Annotated in this window: 18 protein-coding genes; 6 read left to right on the top strand and 12 right to left on the bottom strand. The window is 55.2% G+C overall.

Translation table 11 applies throughout. From position 1 onward, the window contains the following. Positions 1-18: 18 nt before the first annotated feature. Both G9C99_RS14695 and G9C99_RS14690 read left to right on the top strand, forming a co-directional pair. Positions 19-1,536 (top strand): trimethylamine methyltransferase family protein, encoded by a 1,518-nt coding sequence (locus G9C99_RS14695; RefSeq protein ID WP_166418279.1) that lies wholly within the window; start codon positions 19-21, stop codon positions 1,534-1,536. Then, positions 1,536-2,855: an aspartate aminotransferase family protein gene (locus G9C99_RS14690; RefSeq protein WP_166418278.1), complete on the top strand. Its 1,320-nt coding sequence runs from the start codon at positions 1,536-1,538 to the stop codon at positions 2,853-2,855. Before G9C99_RS14695 ends, G9C99_RS14690 begins: the two co-directional genes overlap by 1 nt. Before the next feature lie 274 nt (positions 2,856-3,129). On the opposite strand, the gene repC is transcribed toward G9C99_RS14690, so the two are convergent. The 6 genes from repC to G9C99_RS14660 all read right to left on the bottom strand — a co-directional run bounded on the left by repC (position 3,130) and on the right by G9C99_RS14660 (position 9,897). Further along, positions 3,130-4,203 (bottom strand): plasmid replication protein RepC, encoded by a 1,074-nt coding sequence (gene repC / locus G9C99_RS14685; protein WP_166418277.1) that lies wholly within the window; start codon positions 4,201-4,203, stop codon positions 3,130-3,132. Positions 4,204-4,418: 215 nt separating this feature from the next. Beyond that, positions 4,419-5,408: a plasmid partitioning protein RepB gene (gene repB / locus G9C99_RS14680; protein ID WP_166418276.1), complete on the bottom strand. Its 990-nt coding sequence runs from the start codon at positions 5,406-5,408 to the stop codon at positions 4,419-4,421. Then, complete coding sequence (repA, locus tag G9C99_RS14675; RefSeq protein WP_166418275.1) at positions 5,408-6,583, bottom strand: plasmid partitioning protein RepA; 1,176 nt, start codon at positions 6,581-6,583, stop codon at positions 5,408-5,410. Before repA ends, repB begins: the two co-directional genes overlap by 1 nt. 268 nt (positions 6,584-6,851) lie before the next feature. Beyond that, entirely contained in the window at positions 6,852-7,886 is a 1,035-nt protein-coding gene (locus tag G9C99_RS14670; protein WP_166418274.1) for an ABC transporter substrate-binding protein, read from the bottom strand. Beyond that, positions 7,856-9,235, bottom strand: a complete 1,380-nt coding sequence (locus G9C99_RS14665) for a sensor histidine kinase (RefSeq protein WP_166418273.1) — start codon at positions 9,233-9,235, stop codon at positions 7,856-7,858. Before G9C99_RS14665 ends, G9C99_RS14670 begins: the two co-directional genes overlap by 31 nt. Beyond that, positions 9,232-9,897 (bottom strand): response regulator transcription factor, encoded by a 666-nt coding sequence (locus G9C99_RS14660; RefSeq protein ID WP_166418272.1) that lies wholly within the window; start codon positions 9,895-9,897, stop codon positions 9,232-9,234. Before G9C99_RS14660 ends, G9C99_RS14665 begins: the two co-directional genes overlap by 4 nt. 102 nt (positions 9,898-9,999) lie before the next feature. Here G9C99_RS14660 and G9C99_RS14655 point away from each other — a divergent pair, with 102 nt between their 5' ends. From G9C99_RS14655 to G9C99_RS14640, 4 genes are all read left to right on the top strand, one after another. Next, the gene (locus tag G9C99_RS14655) at positions 10,000-10,983 is read left to right on the top strand and encodes a tripartite tricarboxylate transporter substrate binding protein (protein ID WP_166418271.1); all 984 of its coding nucleotides are present in this window, start codon (positions 10,000-10,002) and stop codon (positions 10,981-10,983) included. A gap of 79 nt (positions 10,984-11,062) precedes the next feature. Further along, positions 11,063-11,548 (top strand): tripartite tricarboxylate transporter TctB family protein, encoded by a 486-nt coding sequence (locus G9C99_RS14650; protein ID WP_166418270.1) that lies wholly within the window; start codon positions 11,063-11,065, stop codon positions 11,546-11,548. A gap of 9 nt (positions 11,549-11,557) precedes the next feature. Continuing rightward, a complete protein-coding gene (locus tag G9C99_RS14645) occupies positions 11,558-13,075 on the top strand; it encodes a tripartite tricarboxylate transporter permease (RefSeq protein ID WP_166418269.1) in 1,518 nt (505 codons plus the stop codon). A gap of 18 nt (positions 13,076-13,093) precedes the next feature. Further along, positions 13,094-14,119 (top strand): AbrB family transcriptional regulator, encoded by a 1,026-nt coding sequence (locus G9C99_RS14640; protein ID WP_331460014.1) that lies wholly within the window; start codon positions 13,094-13,096, stop codon positions 14,117-14,119. Here G9C99_RS14640 and G9C99_RS14635 read toward each other — a convergent pair whose 3' ends face one another. From G9C99_RS14635 to G9C99_RS14610, 6 genes are all read right to left on the bottom strand, one after another. Further along, positions 14,120-15,427, bottom strand: a complete 1,308-nt coding sequence (locus G9C99_RS14635; protein WP_166418268.1) for a type II toxin-antitoxin system HipA family toxin — start codon at positions 15,425-15,427, stop codon at positions 14,120-14,122. A gap of 2 nt (positions 15,428-15,429) precedes the next feature. After that, complete coding sequence (locus G9C99_RS14630; protein WP_166418267.1) at positions 15,430-15,654, bottom strand: helix-turn-helix transcriptional regulator; 225 nt, start codon at positions 15,652-15,654, stop codon at positions 15,430-15,432. Between the two features lie 114 nt (positions 15,655-15,768). After that, positions 15,769-16,785 (bottom strand): glutamate cyclase domain-containing protein, encoded by a 1,017-nt coding sequence (locus tag G9C99_RS14625; protein ID WP_166418266.1) that lies wholly within the window; start codon positions 16,783-16,785, stop codon positions 15,769-15,771. Then, positions 16,785-18,047, bottom strand: a complete 1,263-nt coding sequence (locus tag G9C99_RS14620; RefSeq protein ID WP_166418265.1) for a PLP-dependent aminotransferase family protein — start codon at positions 18,045-18,047, stop codon at positions 16,785-16,787. The genes G9C99_RS14625 and G9C99_RS14620 overlap by 1 nt, the downstream gene beginning before the upstream one ends. Continuing rightward, entirely contained in the window at positions 18,044-19,534 is a 1,491-nt protein-coding gene (locus tag G9C99_RS14615) for an aldehyde dehydrogenase family protein (RefSeq protein WP_166418264.1), read from the bottom strand. Before G9C99_RS14615 ends, G9C99_RS14620 begins: the two co-directional genes overlap by 4 nt. Positions 19,535-19,548: 14 nt before the next feature. Next, positions 19,549-20,925, bottom strand: a complete 1,377-nt coding sequence (locus tag G9C99_RS14610; RefSeq protein WP_166418263.1) for an aminotransferase — start codon at positions 20,923-20,925, stop codon at positions 19,549-19,551. Between the last annotated feature and the right edge of the window lie 36 nt (positions 20,926-20,961).

Raw genomic sequence — 20,961 nt, 5'->3', positions numbered from 1 at the left:
CTCGCCAAAGGACCAGTCATGAGCCGCAGATCCGGGCGCACATCGCGCATGCAAGCAAGGGCAGCCAAAAACGCGCTTGCCGCCCCCTATACCACCCGCAACATCGGGCTGGTGAGCCTGATTGATGATGAGGCGATCGCGATCATCGAGCGGAACGCAGACCGTATCTTAGATGAAATCGGCATGGATTTTCGCGGCGATCCAGACACGCTAGAGTTGTTTGAAAAACATGGCGCGCGGGTTGATGGGGAGCGTGTGCGTTTTGATCCCGGTTGGTGTCGCGATAAAATCAAAACCGCACCCCGCGTTTTCACGCAACACGCCCGCAACCCTGCCCGCTCGGTTCAGATCGGTGGCAACGCGCAGGTCTACGCGCCCAGTTTTGGTCCCCCCTTTGTGCACGATATGGAACAAGGCCGTCGCTATGCCACGCTGGAAGATTTCAAAAACATCACCAAACTGCATCACCAATTGGGTGCGGTGAACCACTCTGGCGGCGTGGTGGTTGAACCCGTTGATGTCGCGGTTCCGCTGCGGCACCTCCATATGGCGCACACGCATCTCACGATGAACGATAAACCCTTTATGGGGGCGGTCACCGCACCCGACCGGGCGCGCGACACGATTGAAATGGCGAAACTGGCGATGGGGGCTGATTTTGTCGATGAAAACTGCGTGCTCTATTCTGTTGTGAACACCAACGCGCCATTGGTCATGGACGAAACCATGCTTTGGGCGTTGAAGGAATACGCATCGGCCGGGCAATGCACCGTGGTTTCCCCCTTTGTGCTGGGCGGCGCCATGAGTCCGGTGACCGTCGCCGCAACCTTGGCGCAGGTCTTGGCCGAAGTCATGGCAAGTGTTGCCTTGATCCAGTTGATCCGCCCCGGTGCGCCTGCGGCTTTTGGCACCTTCTTTTCCCCGATTTCGCTAAAGACCGGCGCGCCGACCTTTGGCACGCCTGAGGGCACGCAATTTCAGATGTGCGCAAAAACACTGGCCGATCGATTGGGCCTGCCATTTCACTCTGTTGGTGGGTTAACCGCATCGAAAGTCCCCGACGCCCAAGCCGGCTATGAAAGTCAGGCACAGCTTATGGGGGCTGCTTTGGCGGGGGTGAATTTCATCATTCACGCCACTGGCTGCCTCGAAGGACTGCTGACAACCGGATATGAAAAAATCGTCATGGACGCGGACCGTTGCTCTGCCATGTCGCAGTTTGTGCAGGGTGTGGATTTTTCCGAAGCCGCCCAAGCGATGGACGCATTTTTTGAGGTTGAACCGGGCGGGCATTTCCTAGGGGCCCAGCACACGCAAGACAATTTTGAATCGGCCTTTTGGATGGGCGAAATGTCTGACAACGGCACCTATGAACAATGGGCCGCCGAAGGCGCAAGCTGGCAACAGGATCGTGCCACTGCCCGCGTCAAACAGCTTCTGACCGAATACACCCCGCCCGCAATGGATATCGCGACGCGTGACGCATTGGATGATTACGTCGCGCGCCGCACCCGCGAAATCGAAGGAAACGCATAATGACACAAACAACCAATTGGGATCTTGCCCAAACCGCTGCGCGCCGCGATCAATACTTTGCGGCCAGCCAAACGAAATTTGTCCCCTTCCGCGATCCCATGGTGTTTCAAAAAGGGTCCATGCAATATCTGTGGGATGTAGAGGGCCGCAAATATACCGACCTTTTGGGTATGAACGTTTGCATCTCTGTTGGGCATTCCCACCCCAAAGTGGTCGCCGCCGCCATGGAACAGGCCCAGACCCTGACCCATTGCACCACGATGTTTTACCATCCCGTCCCCGCCCATTTCGCCGAGGAGCTAACCCAAACAATGCCCAAAGGCCCAAATGGTGATATTGAATGGGTTGTGCATTTCACCAACTCAGGGTCAGAGGCGGTTGACCTCGCCATGACCATGGCGCGGGGCTACACAGGCAACCTTGATCTTTTGGCATTGCGCACGGCCTATCATGGCCCGACCGCTGCGGCGCAATCGCTAACTGGGATCAGCGGATGGCGTCACGCAGGTATGCCGGGCAATGTCGCCTTTGTGGCTGAACCCAATCAATACCGCGGGATATTTGGCGAACAGGCGGGGGCCGCGCCATACTTAGATGAAATTGACCGCACCATTGGCAGCGCCACAACCGGGCAAGTCGCCGGTATTTTCGTCGAAAGCGTTCAGGGCTACGGCGGTATTATTGAAATGCCAGCCGGATATATGTCTGGGGCCGCCGAGCGTGTGCGCGCCGCAGGCGGGCTTTATATCGCGGATGAGGTGCAGTCTGGCTTTGGGCGCACGGGTGATCACATGTGGGGGTTTGAGGCCGACGGCGTTATCCCTGATATCGTTGTGATGGCCAAGGGTATCGGTAATGGCTTCCCGCTTGGTGCCGTGGTCGCGCGTAAAGAAATCGCAGCGCCGATGGCGGAAAAGTTTATGTTCCATACCTATGGGGCCAATCCGACGGCATGCGCCGCAGGACGCGCCGTGCTTGAGGTTATTCGCGAAGATAAGGTTCAGGAAAACGCCCGTGTGGTGGGCGCTGCATTGCTAGACCGATTGCACGATCTAAAATCCCGTCATGACGCCATTGGCGATGTTCGGGGGCGCGGATTGATGTTGGCGATTGAGATGGTCAAAGACCGAAACACCAAAGAACCAGACACCGAAACCACGTCTGCCGTATTTGAAGCCTGCCGCGACAGTGGTTTGATTCTGTCCAAATCAGGCCCCTATCAGTCAAGCTTGCGCATGGTGCCGCCCATGTGTTTGTCGTTGGACGATGTCGACAACGTGGCGGAGGGACTTGACCGGGCCTTCTCCATGGCGAAGTAAACCGATTAAACCTTCTAAGGGTCAGGCCTGTAGCGCCTGGCCCTTTTGCATTTAACACTGCGACAAACAGCGATCCAAATTGTTATCTATCTGGATCTTTCTTAGACACCTCACATGATTGATCTTTAGCGTTTGATTTCACTGACTGTGAATGCGCAGATGGTTTGTGTACGGCTGGCAATAATACAGGCGCGCTGCCCCTTTGGGATTATTGTCGGGCATGCAAATTTTACCTCATTGTTTTATATGGATTAATTATATTGTCAGCTGACAATTACGCCATTTCCGCCCGATTTATCTGTGCTTTGATCATTGGCATGATGGAAAAACACCCTGATCTGCCCTGTTTAATCAAACTGCGCAGATAGGCGCCGGGGCTACGGATTTCTTTCATACGTTCGAGAATACACATGAGGGTAATCGCCGTATGTTCTACGCCGATTGCGCGCTTTGCCTCGAATAGGACAGGTGGGGTTATACCCAACATCGGTGCAATCTGATCTGCATTCTTGATCAGGTCTGACCATTTGAAATGCCCCGTTGGGAAAAAGGATCTGTATTCTGGGCAAGCCTCTAGAAGAACCGCTAAGGGCACCTCTTTGGATTTCTGAGCAATGTGAGGCGCTGTGGTTTGCTGATCTGCTGAACGGGTTTCTTCAGAGTCAAAATATGTTTTATCTGAATATTGTATGTGCCGCCCATTTTGGTTGTCAGTGGTGCTCATTTCGGATGATGGCAATGCAACGGGTGTTTGGTTATCCACAGGTTTCGGGGCGGCGTTGAGCGCAGCTTTGAGACGCTCTAACACATCCAGCAGGAGATCCTCAGCCGGTTTGCGGCGTAGGATGCGTGCAACATGCTCAAACAGCTCTGGGTGTTCTGTGGGCCGCTCTGACAGCTCGTGTCGCAGGACAAGAACGCGGTCACGCAGCAGGCGCAGCTCTTCGGCTTTGGCGATAGCGGCGTGGGCGTTGGCGTGGATGGTGTCGGCATTATAGACGAGAGGGCTCAGGTCAAACCCAAAGGCAATGCCGATTTCACCGCCACAGCGTCGCGCATAGCGTTTGCGGTTTGGGCTGTCATGACGGCTGACAATACCCAAGGCGACCAATCGCGACAGATGCCGACGTAGGGTGCTTTCGGGCATTCCATTCAGGCGCTCGGATAAGGTGCGATTTGCGGGAAACACAATCGCCGCACCGGGGGCAGTGGGAATGGTGCGCTCAGGTAAAAACGTCATGAGAATTTTAAGAACCCCCAGCGTGCGATGCGAAATATCGTACACATCGGCGGCCTGTGTTAACGCCGACAAGAGCGCCCATTTATCAAGGGCATTTTCAGATGTCATTTGAGTAGCCGATTTCGGCCGCCCAAATTGAATTTGGGACGCGTGCTGCATTATTTTTCACGAAAGACAACAAAATACACCCCCTGTGCGCGTGCACAGAGTTGACAGCGTCCGGCTGCTGGCGTTATCTCTGAGGTGCTAACATCGAGAATGGCCTTCCGGGATTTGTCTTGGGGGGCTTTTCTTTTGCCGCTCTTTAAGTGTGCCTCCTGTTGTTAACCTCTGTTTTCTTCATCGTTTGCACTGGCCGATAACCAACGCGCGTGAAGCTCTTTTATGACGTCATCTGCATGCCCTTCGAACCACTGATCAAACCCATCAGCGGTGCGGGCCGGGATGTTTAGGGTGACTCCGCGTTTGGTGCTGCGAATGTCTGCGATAGCTTTGCCGTCCGGGGCGCGCAGGGTGCGCGGTTTGGATGGGGTAGGGGCCGCAGTGGTGGCCTCTGGGTCGGGTTTATGGCTGGCACGGGCGTAGATTGCCTCAAACCGGCCATCGGAATCCAACTGTGCAAATTCGGGCCGGTTCATAAATGCGTCGGCGCGCGCCTTGGCGGCGTTGTCCTCAAACAAACGGACAAGTTGCATCCACCGATCCCGGCCAATCGCAGGGGCCGATCCGATTTTCCGCAGAAAGGGCAGATCGAACGCATTGCCGACCTTTAACAACCGGCTGACCATCGGCAGATCGATTGATAAGGCATCCGCAATTGTCTGCCGTTCATAATCGCCACTTTGCAATTGCGCGGCAAAGCTAGCCTTTTCAATAAACGAAAGATCCTGACGGGCGGTGTTTTCCTGCCCCTGCGCCATGATCAACGCATGATCGTCCAGCTGGCGCACCATGGACTTTACAGGCAGACCTAAATCTTTGAGCGCCTTTAGCCGCCGCCGTCCATAGACGATTTCATAGCGCCCGTGGGTTTTCGGATGGGGGCGCAGCAAAACGGGCACCTGTTGGCCGTAGGCCTCTAGGCTTTCGCGCAGTTGCGTTTGGGCCTGACTGTCAAAGCCAAGCCGGTCTTCGACCCCGGCGTCGTCAATTAGGGTCGCGTCGATGTCTTGGACGGCGTTTTCCTGCAACTTTGACAGTGACGATTGCAACGCCCCAACCGCGCCGCGCGGCATGATGGCCGGGCGGGGTTGCGGATCTTTGCGTTCAGATGCCGGTGGAATACTGGATGATAAGATGCCTTTGCGTGCCATTAACGCCCCCATGCTTGTTGAAGCAGGGACTCTATTTCGTCGTTCACCAGATTGAGTGAATCAACCGCACGGTCATAGGTTGTGCGGTGAAATTGAGAACGTTCCACTTCGTAAACGGTTTGCTGAGTGAGGCCAGCGTCAGAAATCGCTGTGGTTTTAAGCATGGGCGAAACCATGACTTCTTCGCCGAACAGTTGCCGCATAAACGCGACGACCTGCTGTTGGGGGCCATCGTTGGGTTCATAGCGATTGATCAGGAACCGTAGGAAATCAAATTCCATATTCGCGCCTGCGTTTGATACAACGTCTAACAGATCTGCGCTCATTTGCAGAAACTGCGACATGGACGCGATATCAAGCATGTTGGGAACAACGGTGATCAAGACTCCGGTCGATGCACACAACGCGGACATGGTCAGATAGCCAAGCTGCGGCGGGCAATCAAAGATGATGACGTCGTAATTTGCCTCAACCTCTTGGAGGGCGGCAGCCATACGGGCGAAAAACGGCGGTTGGATATTGCCCATCAACGCTTGGGGCGTTTCATGTTCAAATTCCTGCAACATCAACCCGCCGGGGGCGAGATCAATGCCGGTGAAATAGGTCTGCTGAATGATCTGCGACAGGGGCAGGGGGTCTTCGTATCGGATGGCATCATAGATGGTGCCCGATTGCAGGAAATCATATTCAGGGCGGTAGCCAAACAAGGTGGTCAATGACGCCTGCGGGTCCACATCCACGCAGAGAACGCGGTAGCCTTTTAACGCGAGGCGCTGCGCTGCGTGCACGGAACTGGTGGTTTTACCTGATCCGCCTTTGAAATTCAGGAACGAAAGCACCTGAACTTTATCACCTTCGCGACGCCCCCGAAGGTAGGCACCGGAGGTTTTGGCGGTGGTTTCCAGAATTTTGCGAATTTCGATCATATCCGCTGCAGAATAATGCCGACGCCCCCCAGGTGTTGTGTGGACATCTGGGATTTTACCGTCAAAATGCAGCTTACGCAGGAAGCTTGTGGAAATGCCGAGCAATTCCGCCGCTTCACCTGCGCTAAACAGACGAAGTTCTTTGCGTGCATCAGGGGCAAAGATCGTCATCATATGGCTTTCTAGAGCCGCACTGATGTTCTGCGCATTCTCACGAATGCGTTGATTGATATGGATCGAATGTGCCACTGCGGCCCTCTGTCTTAGTAACGCTGTTTTGCGTCATCGCATTGTTTACCGTTTCTTTAAGCAAGATAAACACGGTTTGGCAACAGATTCCTAGAGAATTGAACATTGGGCGCTTCTCAAAATATAGCGGAACTTGATGTATCAGATACAAAGCATGAAATAAGTCATTGTTAAATATATATTTATTTGAAAATTGTGCCAACATCGCCTTATAGGTGCGGAAATGGGTGATTTTGCTGCCCATAGCGTGGTCCGGCCCATTCTCGAATCACGGCTGCACAACGGCATTTGTCCAAGCCTCTAGAAAAAGGCGGCGTTTGAGCTGATCCAAAAACACCAATAGCCCCGGCCCCAAGCGAATAGGACGGGGGGACGTCTGTGCATTTTGGTTTTGGTTCGCGATAGGGGGAAAAGGGTAATAATCCGGCACTTCAGACCCCCACGCGGCCAATAGCAGGTGATCCACAAACCCCTGCGCCAAAGTAGGGGAGGGGGCATTGACCGGAATAACGGCGGATCGCAGCATCACAGTGGTAAAGTCGCGAGGCGCTATAACGTGGATGTCGTCGCCCTGTGCTTTGCGCGCGTCGGCATAGCTGCCGAGGACGTTATACCCCACGGCCAAGGTGCCGGATTGCACGTCATCAATCATCGCGTTTGAGCAACAATAAAGCTGCGTGCCAAGACCACCCATGACCTCCATAAGGCGCCAATAGGTTTCTGAGGTGCGCGCGTCTTGGGTGGCGAAAAGATACCCAAGTCCGCTGGTGCGCACGTCATAGGTGCCGATGCGATTGCGAAACCGGTCTGGGTTTTCGCGCAAAGTCTGGATCAATTCCTGACGGGTTTCAGGCAGCGAAAGCCCGGCAAAGGCCGACGGTGAAATCACGATTGATGCGGGTTCTTGGGTAAAGGCAAACACATGCCCGCGCCAATTCCCCCAATCGGGCAGCAAGTTCGTCTGGGCCGACTGATAAGGTTGGGTGAACCCGTCATTGGCCAGTTTGACCTGTAAATCCATCGCGGATGAAATCGCCACGTCAAAGGGCACGTTTTCGCTGTATACCGCTTGCATCAATTCGGTGCTGCTGACCGACGTATAGGCAACGGAAACGGTGGGGTTTTCGGCCTGAAACGCCAAAACCATCGGGGTGAATAAATCCTGATCAGAGGTCGATATCACCCGCAATGTTGCGGTGGGTTGGTCCACCTCAAACAGCGTTTCGGTTTCGATTTCAAATGCGCCCAGCGGGGCAGTCGTAAAGAACCCGATTAGGAATGCGGAAAGTGCAAAGAAACGCATGCGCCTGATCCTTTTTCGTTATTGCGAATTTGGAGCGCCCCGCCGTGGGCGCGCATGACTTCGTTTGCGATGGTCAGGCCAAGGCCAGACCCCACTGTTTCCGACACATTGGCCCCCCGCACAAACCGCCCGGTGAGCGTTTCGATCTTATCGGTGGGCAGGCCTACGCCGCTGTCTTTGACCTGCAGGACGCAATTTTGATCCGTGTGGGAAAACGAAATTTCGATGTCGCTGTCCGCACCTGAATATTTGATCGCATTGTCGAGGATATTGCGCACGGCGTTTTGTAGTAAAATCGCATCCCCTTTGATCGGAGGCAGGGGGCTGTGGGTTACGATGAACTGAATGTCCTTTAACCCCGCGACGGGGCGCAGTTGATTGACCAACTCAGCGGTGAGTTCGGTGAGGTTGATTTCTTCGCTTGCCAAATGATCGGTGCGAAAGGTGACCATGGCGTGATCCAACAATTGGCCTGCGGCGCGCGAACTTTCATCAATGGCGCGTATCATATCGCGCAGGGATTTGCGGTTTTCGGGCTTTTCCACCCGTTGCAACACCACATCCGCCTGCGCGCGCACGGTGGCCAAAGGGGTGCGCACCCTATGCGCGGCCTCAGCGATAAAATCCTCAGAGCGGGTCAGCGATACCTTTAGCCGTTTGATGAATTGATTAAGCGAGCCGACAAGCGGCGCCATTTCGGTCGGAACGGGTGCGTTCACGGGCCGTAAATCTTTTGGCCCGCGCCGCGACACAGACGTCGCGAGTTGCTGCAAGGGTTTTACGGTTGAACGTGCGGTCAAAACCGCGAGCAACGTCGCAACAACGAAAAAGCCAGAGCCAAAGATCAAAGCAGCCTTTGAAATACGGGCCAGAATTTGGGTCAACCCATTGCGGGTCTGTGCGATGGACACTGTCACAAGCGTCGGACCATCAGCAAGTGCGAGGTGACGCTGCGCTGTTGCGATGCGCACGGATTCACCGCGGTAGGGGGTTGTCAAAACGCCGGTGCTGCGGCCATCGCTTTGCGCGCTTGGCAAATCATCATACCCGGTAAGAAATGCGCCGTTGGCCTCGATCTTATAAAACACGCGGTCGTTGCTGGTGTTGCCCAGCATGGAAAAGGCCGAATAGGGAATATCGACCACAATCGCCCCGGATTGCACCGCAACCGAATCCAAAACCGAGGTGACAGAGGCGATCAGGGTGTTGTCTTGGGTTTCTTCGGCGACATTCTGGGCAAAGTTCTGCACGAGTAGATAAAGCCCAAACGCCAATATCGCGGCGCTGCCCACAAGTTGCAGCATGAGTTTGCGCCGAACAGAACCGGTGATGTGCAAAACACGGGTCATTGGACAGACAACCGATACCCCATGCCGCGCACGGTGGTGATTTGGACGTTTGATCCGTTCAGGTGTTTGCGCAGGCGTCCGACGTACACTTCGATGGCATTTTCGGACACGTCTTCGTCATAGGAAAACAGCCGATCCACCAGTTTGGATTTCGCAAAAATGATGTCAGGGGCGTTGAGAAAAATTTCGATCAGGCGCATTTCTTTATTGCGCAGGGAGACCTCAGTTTGACCAACGCGCAGAAGGCCAGACATCGGATCAAAGGTCACATCACCGATTCTTTTTGTGTTGGTTCCGTCCCCACGACGACGGCGCAGTACCGCGCGGCAGCGGGCTTCGAGTTCGGAAAAATCAAACGGTTTGGTGATGTAATCATCCGCGCCAAGATCCAAAACACTGACCCGATCTGACACTTCTGATCGTGCGGTTAAAACAATGACCGGGGTGTCATCCTGTTTTTCGCGTTGGTGGTTTAAAAATGTACGGCCATCGCCATCTGGCAACATAATATCCAATAAAATCAAATCGTAATCTGCCAGCGCGGCAAATTCATGTGCCATGGAAATCTGCGCGGCATGATCCACAACATGCCCCTCAAGCACCAGCCGTTCCACAATGGCCCCGGCCAGTTTTTCGTTATCTTCGATCAACAGATATCGCATCGGATTTTGGCCTTTGGCGGACGTGACAGGTTTATGTCAGGTTAACATGTTTTCTTTCAGTCATGGGCGGCTTTGCGCTGCTTTGTCAAATGGGAGGACATTATGACAAAACTGAATTTGACCCGGCGGGTCATGCTTGCGGCGGCAACTGCGGCCTTCGCGTTTGGGGCACCTGCGGTGACGCAAGCCCAAGATTTGGATAGCATCCACTTTCTGATTCCGGGGGGCGCTGGCGGCGGCTGGGATGGCACCGCGCGCGGCACGGGCGAAGCGCTGACCGCGGCCGGTTTGGTTGGCACGGCCAGCTACGAAAATATGTCTGGTGGCGGCGGCGGCAAAGCGATCGGGTACCTGATCGAAAACGCCGAAAGCCAGCACGGCACCTTGATGGTGAATTCTACGCCGATTGTGATCCGGTCACTGACGGGCGTGTTCCCGTATAACTTCCGCGATCTGACTTTGGTTGCGGGCACCATCGGTGACTATGCCGCGATCGTTGTTGGCAAAGATAGTGCGCTGAATTCCATGGACGACCTGTTGGCGGCGTATCGGGCTGATCCGGGAAGCACGGCGATTGGTGGCGGTTCGGTTCCGGGTGGCATGGATCACCTTGTTGCGGCGATGGTAATGCAGGCGGCGGGCGAAGACCCCAACGAAGTGCGCTACATTCCGTATGACGCGGGTGGTCAGGCCATGGCGGCGCTGCTGTCAGGTGAAATCGCGGCCCTGTCTACCGGGTTTTCCGAAGCGGTTGATCTGGCCAATGCAGGCGAAGTTAAAATCATCGGTGTGACTGCATCTGAACGCGTTGGTGCATATGAAGATGCGCAAACCATGATGGAGCAAGGCATTGATACAACTTTCGTCAATTGGCGCGGTTTCTTTGCAGCCCCAGATTTGCCAGAGGCAGAGCTGGCGGCATATCAGGCGGCGCTGACTGCGATGTATGCAACCCCAGAATGGGAAGAAGTCCGCGCGCGTAATGGTTGGGTGAATATCCACAATTCTGGCGCTGATTTTGACGCGTTTCTTCAGGAACAAGAGCAAGTCATCGGTGATCTGATGCGCGAGCTGGGTTTCCTTTAAACCAACACACATAGAACGCACCCCCCATGCGGGGTGCGTTCCCCGCGTTAGCGCATTTCACAATTTTTGGGAGAGAGTCATGGCACTGGATCGTTGGATCGCATTGCTCATTTTGGGGGTGTGCCTTGTCTATGGGTATACAGCCTTTTTCACGATGGACGAAGGATTGGCCCCGTTCATGCGGCGCAATCCGATATGGCCAAGCACCTTTCCCAAGGTTCTGTCGGTGCTGGCGATCGTTGCATCATTGGTGATTTTGCTGGGGTTTGAAAAATCTGACGCGGGCCCGGCTGAGGGTGCCATCGATTACCGTCGATTGGGGGACTACAAGATCGGACAGGCGATTGCGCTGCTGCTGTTCATGGTGGCCTATGCGTTGTTGTTGCGCCCGGCTGGGTTCGTTATTTCGACGGTCGCGTTTTTGACCTGTTCTGCGGTGTTGTTGGGCGAACGGCGGTTTCTGTATTTGGTGCCAATTTCGCTGCTGGCGGCGGGTATCATCTGGTATTTGGTGCAGGGTGTGCTTGGCATTTTCTTGCGTCCATTACCGTTCTTTTTAGGGTAGGGGGCAAAGATGTTAGAAGGCATTTTAATTGGTCTCAGCACGGCGTTTTCGGTCACCAATCTGTTGATGGTGATTGGCGGATGCTTAATCGGGACATTCATCGGAATGCTGCCGGGGCTTGGTCCGATGTCGATCATCGCGATTATGATCCCGGTGGCGATTTCAATTGGCGATCCGTCCACGGCGCTGATCTTGCTGGCAGGGGTGTATTACGGCGCAATTTTTGGCGGCTCGACGTCTTCGATCCTGATCAATGCGCCGGGGGTGGCATCCACTGTTGCAACCAGTTTTGACGGATACCCCTTAGCGCGCCAAGGCAAAGCGGGCAAAGCATTGACCGTGGCCGCCATTGCATCATTTTGCGGGGGTACCATTGGCGCGATCTTGTTGATGATCTTTGCGCCGGCTTTGGCCAGCGTTGCGTTGCTGTTTCACTCAGCCGAATATTTCGCGCTGATGGTGGTGGGTCTGTCTGCAATTGCGGCGTTTGCCGGAACCGGGCAAGTGGCCAAAGCCATGCTGATGACAGTGCTTGGCCTGATCATGGCAACCGTGGGGGAAGGGGCATTGTTCAACTTGCCGCGCTTTACCATGGGGATATTGGATTTGCAGTCCGGGTTCGGGTTTATCACCCTTGCAATGGCGATGTTTGCCCTGCCTGAGGCGATGTATCTTGTGCTGGATCCCAGTCGGTCAAATTCGGGCGATGCGAGCAGTGAAATCAAAGATCTGCGGATCACACGCGACGAAGCCCGCCAAATTGCCCCGGTGATTGGTCGCCAGTCTATTCAGGGGTTTTTGATCGGTGTTCTGCCGGGGGCCGGGGCAACAATTGCGTCATTCCTAGGCTACGCCGTTGAACGCAATATCGCACCGAAAGAGGAACAGGATCAATTCGGCAAAGGATCGGTTAAGGGTCTCGCCGCGCCAGAAAGCGCGAATAACGCGGCCTGTACTGGATCATTCGTGCCATTGCTGACACTGGGCATTCCGGGGTCGGGCACCACGGCGATTTTGCTGGGTGCGTTGATTGCACTGAATGTGTCACCGGGTCCGCGTCTGATGGTGGATCAGCCAGAAATTTTCTGGGCGGTGATCATATCAATGTATATCGGTAATGTGATCCTGTTGATCCTGAATTTACCGCTGATCCCGTATATCGCCAAAGTGCTGGCGGTGCCGCGCAATTATCTGATCCCGTTCATTTTGTTCTTTACGATGATGGGGGCCTATATCGGGCAAAACAACGCTACAGAATTGTTGTTGCTGGTGGGCTTTGGGGTTTGTGCAACGATCCTGCGGTTTGCGGATTATCCGCTGGCGCCTCTGTTGATTGGCTTTATCCTTGGGTCGATGTTGGAAGATAACTTTTCCCGCTCTATGCAGCTGTATGATGGGATCGGATTTATCTGGGAACGTCCAATGGCGATGGGTCTATTGGTATTGGCCGCGCTTCTGGTGATTTTGCCAAGCTACCGCGCCCGCCGGGCCCGATTGCGCGCGGCAGGTGTTGCGGATGGTGACTGATCTTTAGGACCTCGAATTGTGCAATTGAAAACGATTTATGAACTGGCTTTGACCCTCGCTTTGGCGGGGGTCGGGGCCATTGTGTTTTCGCTGATCGGATTTCCGGCGGCGGTGCTGACAGGGTCTGCTGTCGCGGTGACCTTGGGCGGCATTTTCGGCGCGCCGGTGATTATGCCAACCCATGTGCGGGATGTGTGTTTTGTCGCACTTGGGGTTGGGATCGGTGCCTCTGTCACACCCGAAGTTTTACGCGCTGCTGCGACGTGGCCGCTGAGCTTTGTCATGTTGTCGTTGGCGTTGTTGCTGAGCATGTTTACCAACCGATTTTTGCTGCGGCGGTTTTTTGGGTTCAGCGGGTTCAACGCCACTTTGGCCTCGGCCCCGGGGCATCTGAGTTACATTTTGGGTATCGCTGCCGAAGATGGGCGTGAACTCACCCGCATTAGCGTTGTGCAAAGCACGCGCGTTTTATTCCTGACGATCTGCGTACCGCCAATCATATTTGGGATTTTTGGCGTCACAGGTGAAACGTTTTTACCGCCCTTTGTGATGTCGTTGACATCAGGCATCGGGCTAGGGATCGCCGCGGGGGCTGTTGGGTTTTTGTTTAAGCGGTTTCAAATTCCTGCGGCGTTTTTATTGGCGGGGATGTTTGTATCGGCGGTTGGGCATTTGATGGGGGCCACGCCGGGGCGGATACCCGATTGGCTGGCCTTTGCAGCCTACCTTGTGATGGGGGCGCTGATCGGGACACGTTTTCGCGGTGTGACACTGCCGGTTTTGCTGGGCGCGGTTTGGGCCGGTGTTTGGGTGACGCTGGTGACGGTGACCGCCGCAGGTTTGGGCGTGGTTGGGGTGATGTTTATGCTGGGTCTGTCGCCGGGGCTATTGTTTGTTGCTTTTGCGCCCGGCGGGGTCGAAGCCATGGCCGCCATTGCGGTGCAGGCGGGGTTGGACCCAACCTTTGTCGCGGCGCATCATGTGTTCCGGTTGGTTTTTCTGACCTTTGCTGTTCCGATATTTCTGCGAGGCGCAAAAATATGATCACTGGGCGCGGTTGATCACGACCAGATCGCGTTCAGGGACCGAAATATCAGCCCCCATGGCGGCAACAATCCATTTGCTTTGTTCTGCAATTGCGTCGCCAATGCGTTTTCTTTCGGGGCCTTGGTGTTGGTCGATTTGCGCCACGATATCTTGCATGAGTTTAGAAAGCCGCCTGCGCAGCGCCGGGGCGATCCGTGGAAACCCAAGCGCTTGGGCAAAGGCGGTGATGTCGTTTTCGGTGATATCATCGGTCATGTTCGCAGTGCCGATATCAAACGACAGTTGGTGAATGACGGTGCTGTCGATCACGGTTGGCACAACATCATAAACGGGGGCGAGAATAGGGTGTGCGCCCGTATAGAGAAGTGCGTGATTTTTAGCGTGGTTGTCGGTGTTCCCCAGCATCAGATTGGCCAACGTGATTTCCAAAAACGCTTGGCGTGCACGGCCGGGACTTTCGGTGTTTTCTAACAATGCACCGACGGCTTTGGCGCTAAAGGCACGGTCGGGCGTGCCACCGCGTTGGTATTTTAGGCTGGGCCCGAGCCCAAGCGCCTGACAAAAATCTTCTTGATGCAGGCGCGTGATTTGGGTGCCCGTGATCGTGCGATCAAAACGGGTGATCAGTAACCCCTGCAAATTTCCGGTTCCTATAATTTCGGTCGCGGCGACGGGGTGGTTTTGCACCTGTGTCATGATTGTCATCAACATGTGTTCATGGGCGACGGTGCGCATTTCAGTGCGGCGGGGGACTTTTAGAATGTGGGTTGTTGGGACGTTTAAACCTGGCTTTGGCCGCGTGAGCCGCCCATCGGGGAGCTGGGTCACGGCGACTTTTCCCTGCACCCCGGCCACAGGCGACGGATCGGGCGTGCCGTCTGGCACCCGTTGATGATTGCGCAGTGAAGTCATGAGCGCGTGCAATGCTGCGTCATCCAGCACGTCATAATCCGTGGTCAGGTCACCGGGTTGTTTTGCCGGCCCCGCGCCCTGTGGCACGCAGGAAATCGCACCGGGGCAATCTGCACCAAGATGATAGAGCAGCCCAACAATATCCGAAAAGTCGATGCCGTAGCGCTGCATGATCTGATCCCGCTGCGCATTTTCAAACAACAAGTTGCTGAAAAAACCGCGGGTTTCTGCGTCGCCATAAGGGGCGGTGCGCAGGGGCAGGGACAGCGAAATCGGATGTGGCAATTCATCGGTAACATACCGAAACGCCAAACTGCCATCATCATGGCGCATCAGCTGACCAACGGGCGTTTGAACTGCCTCAAGAAATACATCAAGCACCAAAGGTGTCATGGTCAGCCCCCTGCGGTCAGAGGCAGGCCAAGATCGCGGCAGATTTGCAGGACAATTCCGATGCGGGCTGTGTCTTTGCCGTTTTCAATGGCGCTGACGGTTTGCACCGAAACACCGCTTTGCATCGCGACATCACTTTGCAACATGCCAAGTGCGACCCGGCGTTCGCGGATCGCGTTGCCCAGCGATGCGGCATCTCTGATTTTGGTTCGCGCGGGATCGAGCATGTTTTCACTTCAATGATCGTTGATATTTCAGAGAATATGGCGTTTGAAATGGCCAATGTCAACGATCGTTGAATTTTATGTGGTTTTGCCCGATCCCGCGTTAAACTTAAACGATCATTGAAGTGCGCGTGACACGATCGTACGGCAGAGTTCCGCAATGGCGATGTGGCTATCACGTTCAAACCCATCCACACTGTCATCAACTAGGCCATGGGTTGAATTGATCAAACCATTTGCCACCATTGTATCAAGCAACAGCGCTTCGCGTTTGGGGGTGTGCAGCAGACGTGCATCTTGCGCCCGAACAGCCATCGCAGCCGCAATGGCGGTGCAACCCCAATTGGAACAGGCCGCAGTGACCAACACATCGCAGCTGGTGACAGCGCCGATACCGCCGCCACATCCACATTGGCATTGATCGCCATAAGGCACATGGGCCTTTACGTGATCAGCCACTTTGCCCATACCGATTTCATTGCCGCCATCGCCAACAGCAACGACGGGAATGCCGCGCTCCAACGCTTTGTCGAACAGGTGGTCAATGCGGGCGCGGCCCATGCCGTAGTCAATCCCGCGCATCGAATGATAAATGCCTTTATCGTTGCGTCCGACACGTTCGGTGGAAAACAACAAATCAGGTTTCAGATCATCCAACATTTCAGTTGCGGCGGCTTCTCCGGCTGCGTCTTCTGTGGGGTAGGGGAGCATGACAATCGTCGCGAGGCTTTTGTCCGCGCGGGCGATATGCGCCTGTTCCAAGGTGACAGGAAACAGGCCAGAGGCCACCATCACCGCCTGAATAGCAGGCAGTAATGTGTCTTCGCACATCATGATACAGGTTGTATTGCGCCCCAAAACCAAAGCGCGTGCAATCGCAGCTGCGCCCGAAGGACCATCATTTTCACCAAGCTGCGGTGTGATCCAGGCCCGTGAAACAGAACCGGTGGTCAGGATAACGGTACCATCACGCGGCACTGCCATCAGCGCATCTGCTGCCGCACCAACCAATGATCCACCCTGCAATTCACGGGCGGCATCAAACAGATGTTCAACACCGCGTTCGCCCATGTCGATATTCACCAGTTGGTCTAAACGATTGTCCAATCGGGTGATCAAGGCTTGATCGGTCATCAATCTTCTCCAAACAACAGGTTCGAAAACCATGTTTTATCATCAAGGTGGGCCGCTGTTTCCTGCATGGCAGATTTGACGCATTGGGCCACAGCCTGCGCGCCGCCAGCACGTGCCACAGCACCTGAGGTTGGTTTTAGGCGCAACGACACCCGCCCGCCGGGTTGACCGTGGGTGTTTACGGTTACGATCCCTTTGGTGCGCAGCATGAGCATGCCAATTGCGGCGGTCACTTCGGCAGGAACATGTGGGCTGCTTGTTGCATTGGCCATGTCCAGAACCATCGCGAACACGTCTTGTTCATCCAGTTTTGGGCCAAGGGCAGAGCGTTGCACAGCCGTACTTTGCAGTTCGGCCTCCAGCGCATCAGCGAGGTCGTGACCGTCTTTGGCCTCTTCGATCAGCAGATCAGGGGTGAACCCCTGAAGAGAGCGCATCGCGCCAACGGCGATGGGGGCGCGGGCTTCCATCCCTAATTCGCTGGCCTTGGCCTGCACAGGAACCAACGCGGCACCGTCACCACATAGAACCCCAGCGCGCGGGCCCGAAAGTCCCGCTTTGTCAGCGTTGGTGATCACAAGATCCGCGCCGAAAGACAGCGCAGGCGCACCACCATGTAGGACGGGGCGGAACCGCGCGCCGTAGGCTTCGTCAAGCAACACGATGCAACCCGCAGATTGAGCATATTTTACCGCATCCGAGGTCAGCGCATCCGGCAACATCGCCAGTTCTGAAGTGACGGTGGTGACGACCATCAGGCTCGGTTTGTGCTGTAGAATAAGCGTTTTCAGCTGATCCAGATCATAGGCGTCATAGACCGGCACTTGGGCCAGTGCAGCGCCACGCGTGACCGAGGCGTGTGACCGATCGCCTTCGGGCACAAGCGACACAACCGGATTGCCTTGTGCATGGGCCAGAACAGTCGCAACGATGCCAGCACTTGTGCGGTTGATCACAGCGGCCTGTTCATGACCAGCGCCGCCCATATGGGCAATCGCAGTTTGGCGTAGTTCTTCGCCAAATAGGCCCGACCCTACCCATTCTTCGCATAGAACGGGTAGGTCATCAGCCGATACTGGATAGTAGCGCAGGTTTCCGGTGCAGATCGCAATTTTGTTGCCGCCTTCGCGGGCAACAAAATCTGCGGCGGTATTGCCTGCTTGACGCAGACGGCGCACTTCATCCACAGAGCTTTGTAGTAACGCGCCTCGTGCATAACCGACAGCTGGGTCAATGATGTTGCCAAAACGGTCTTGGCTCATGCGTCGGGCTCCACGTTAATGGTGACGGATTTGCGATATGTATAGGCCTCAAGCGCGCCTTCGATGGAGTACTCGCTGCCCATTCCGGATTGTTTGGTGCCGCCATATGACATGCCGGGGATTTGCCCGCCGCCTTGGTTGACCTGAATCCACCCAGCATCCAACGCCCGTGTCATGCGTATGATACGACTGGCGTCATGGGTGAAGATAAACGCAGCCAATCCATAGTGGGTGTCATTGGCCATTTCAGTGACTTCGGCCTCTGTTTCAAAGGGGATAGCAACCATAACTGGGCCAAACACCTCTTCGCGGGCGATGCGCCAAGTGTTGTCAACACCGGTGATGATCGTCGGGTTCGGGGTAAAGCCTGCCGGGTCTTCTGCCGGGGTTTCCCCGATCAGGAAGGTCGCCCCTTCAGCCTCGGCCTCAGCGATAAACGCACGGATTTCACCGTAGCGTTCGGCGTTGACCACAGCCCCCATATCCACATCAGGGTCCAACGCATCACCGACGTTCAACGCAGCAGATTTCTCTGCAACCTTTGGCATGAGAACATCCCAAATGTCTTTGTGCACAAACAGACGTGATCCGGCGGTGCAACTTTGACCTTGGCGCGCGAAACGCATGGCGTTTGCGACCTGCTGGGCGGTGGCGTCGAGCCGACCGTTTTCGATGGCATCGGGGAAAACGATGGTTGGGGATTTACCGCCCAGTTCCAACGTAACCTTTGCAATGCGATCCGCAGCAGAATGGGCGATCAATTTGCCCACTTCAGAGGAACCCGTGAAGGACACCTTTGAAATGCCGGGGTGATTGGCGATTGCCGCGCCAGCTTCTTCACCCAAACCCGTGATGACATTGAAAACGCCGGGCGGGAATAGACCGTCGGCGAGTTCCGCCAGCTTTAGAATCGCCAATGGCGCGTCTTCGGCAGGTTTCAGGATCAAACAGTTGCCGGTGGCCAACGCCATTGAAATTTTGACAGCCCCCAACTGAAGCGGGGAATTCCACGGAATGATAGACCCGACAACACCATGCGGCTCGCGCGTTGAATAGCTGAGAATACCAGGGCCAAGCGGCAGCGTTTCGCCCTTTTGTTCAACAGCAACACCGCCGTAGTATTTCAAAACACCAGCCGCACCCATCGCTTCGCCCCGCGATTGGGTTTTGATGGCGTTTCCGCTTTCGGCGGCCAAAACGCGGGCCACCTCTTCGGCATTGGCCTCAAGCCGACGCCCGAGTTCGGTCAATAGCTTTCCACGCTCGGCCGCTGGCAACGCACGCCAAGCTGGCAGCGCGGCACGGGCGGCATCGACGGCCAAGTTGACCTCCGTTGCCGTGCCGCGCCCGACCTCGCAGATTGCGCAGCGGCGGGATGGGTTTTCGACGGTTAAGGTTTGACCGTTTTCAGGTGTATGCCAAGCGCCATTGATATAGCTCCCGGCGAGGCCCGCATCCGGGAGTGTTGGTTCAAGCAATTCTGCCATGTTCTCTCTCCCGCTTACACTCTGCCTTTAACGACAGCCCAAGCATCATCCAACGCGCCTTTGAACCGCTCGGTGGCAATCTCAATCTCGTCTTCGCTTATGATCAACGGCGGCATAAAGCTCATCCGATCGCCAATAGCGCGCAAGTAAAGGCCGCGGTCATGGGCAAAGTTTTGCACCAGTTCGCCAACTTTCCAGCTTGGATCAAATGGTTCACGTGTTTTTGCGTCTTTCATCAATTCAAAGCCACAGAACAGCCCAACACCGCGCACTTCGGCGACCAGCGGATGATCTTGCATTGCATAGCATTTTTCCAGGAATGGTTTGGAAACTTTGCGCACGTGGCCTACAAGGTCGATTTCGTCATAGATGCTCAGGGCTTCCAATGACACTGCTGCACCGACAGGGTGACCAGCATATGTATAGCCGTGACCGAAAGTACCCATTTCGTCTGAATTCTTCATCATGTCAGCGTAGAAGTCTTCGCCAAACATCAGTGCTGACACTGGGAAGAATGCAGCCGACAGCGCCTTGGCGCAGGTTACCATGTCAGGTTTTAGGTTCCATGTTTCTGACCCCCAGCGGTTCCCAGTCCGGCCAAAGCCTGTCACCACTTCGTCCACGAGGAACGTAAGGTTATATTTACGGATCACCGCCTGCATTTCGTCCCAGTAGCCTTTGGGCGGCATCAGGGCACCGCCACCAGAAATCGCTGGTTCTGCAAAGAATGCAGCAACTGTATCTGGACCTTCTGTAAGGATCAGATCCTCAAAGTTTTTCGCCATCCGTGCTGAAAATTCTTCTTCAGATTCACCATCGATGTGGAAGCGGTAATAGTTTGGCAGGTCTGTGTGCTTGAATTCTGGCAACGGCAGGCCAAATTTCGCGTGCATGTGCGGCTGGCCCGATAGAGACGCCGTCGCAACGGTATTGCCGTGATAGCCACGAATACGGCCGATGATCTTGCGGCGCTCTGGGGTGCCTTTGGCGGTGTTTGTGTACCACAGCAGTTTGATGGCTGTATCGTTGGCCTCAGACCCAGAACACTGGATCAACGCGCGGGTCATATCGCCGGGAGCAAGTTTGGTCAGGCGTTCGCACAGTTCCGCCACGCGGGGGTGGGAGCGGTTATAAAATGTAGGCGCAAATGGCAGTGTGTTCATCTGGCGCACAGCAGCGTTGGCCAGACGTTCATTGTGATAGCCAAGTGACATACAGCCCAGCCCAGAAAAGCCATCCATGATCTGATTGCCTTGGTCGTCGTAGACATAAACGCCTTCACCATGGGTGATCATGGTCGGGCCGTTTTCGGCATGCTGACGCAAGTTGGATTGTGGGTGAACATGGTGTGCCATATCTTGGGCGATCGTGCGTTTCGCGTCGACGTTCATTCTTGTGCTCCGGGGCAAATCAAAGGAAAATTCTGC

Source organism: Cochlodiniinecator piscidefendens (assembly GCF_011326755.1).
Classification (GTDB): domain Bacteria; phylum Pseudomonadota; class Alphaproteobacteria; order Rhodobacterales; family Rhodobacteraceae; genus Cochlodiniinecator; species Cochlodiniinecator piscidefendens.
This window is presented reverse-complemented; position numbering and strand designations above follow the sequence as displayed.

Excerpts from the sequence above, each read along its gene's own strand:
- G9C99_RS14650 (WP_166418270.1), top strand. The coding sequence starts at position 11,063 with ATGGCACTGGATCGTTGGATCGCATTGCTCATTTTGGGGGTGTGCCTT.
- G9C99_RS14665 (WP_166418273.1), bottom strand. The coding sequence starts at position 9,235 with ATGACCCGTGTTTTGCACATCACCGGTTCTGTTCGGCGCAAACTCATG.
- G9C99_RS14610 (WP_166418263.1), bottom strand. The coding sequence starts at position 20,925 with ATGAACGTCGACGCGAAACGCACGATCGCCCAAGATATGGCACACCAT.
- G9C99_RS14625 (WP_166418266.1), bottom strand. The coding sequence starts at position 16,785 with ATGACCGATCAAGCCTTGATCACCCGATTGGACAATCGTTTAGACCAA.
- G9C99_RS14695 (WP_166418279.1), top strand. The coding sequence starts at position 19 with ATGAGCCGCAGATCCGGGCGCACATCGCGCATGCAAGCAAGGGCAGCC.
- G9C99_RS14690 (WP_166418278.1), top strand. The coding sequence starts at position 1,536 with ATGACACAAACAACCAATTGGGATCTTGCCCAAACCGCTGCGCGCCGC.
- G9C99_RS14655 (WP_166418271.1), top strand. The coding sequence starts at position 10,000 with ATGACAAAACTGAATTTGACCCGGCGGGTCATGCTTGCGGCGGCAACT.
- repB (WP_166418276.1), bottom strand. The coding sequence starts at position 5,408 with ATGGCACGCAAAGGCATCTTATCATCCAGTATTCCACCGGCATCTGAA.
- G9C99_RS14645 (WP_166418269.1), top strand. The coding sequence starts at position 11,558 with ATGTTAGAAGGCATTTTAATTGGTCTCAGCACGGCGTTTTCGGTCACC.
- G9C99_RS14630 (WP_166418267.1), bottom strand. The coding sequence starts at position 15,654 with ATGCTCGATCCCGCGCGAACCAAAATCAGAGATGCCGCATCGCTGGGC.
- G9C99_RS14660 (WP_166418272.1), bottom strand. The coding sequence starts at position 9,897 with ATGCGATATCTGTTGATCGAAGATAACGAAAAACTGGCCGGGGCCATT.
- G9C99_RS14670 (WP_166418274.1), bottom strand. The coding sequence starts at position 7,886 with ATGCGTTTCTTTGCACTTTCCGCATTCCTAATCGGGTTCTTTACGACT.
- G9C99_RS14620 (WP_166418265.1), bottom strand. The coding sequence starts at position 18,047 with ATGAGCCAAGACCGTTTTGGCAACATCATTGACCCAGCTGTCGGTTAT.
- G9C99_RS14615 (WP_166418264.1), bottom strand. The coding sequence starts at position 19,534 with ATGGCAGAATTGCTTGAACCAACACTCCCGGATGCGGGCCTCGCCGGG.
- repC (WP_166418277.1), bottom strand. The coding sequence starts at position 4,203 with ATGACATCTGAAAATGCCCTTGATAAATGGGCGCTCTTGTCGGCGTTA.
- G9C99_RS14635 (WP_166418268.1), bottom strand. The coding sequence starts at position 15,427 with ATGACACCTTTGGTGCTTGATGTATTTCTTGAGGCAGTTCAAACGCCC.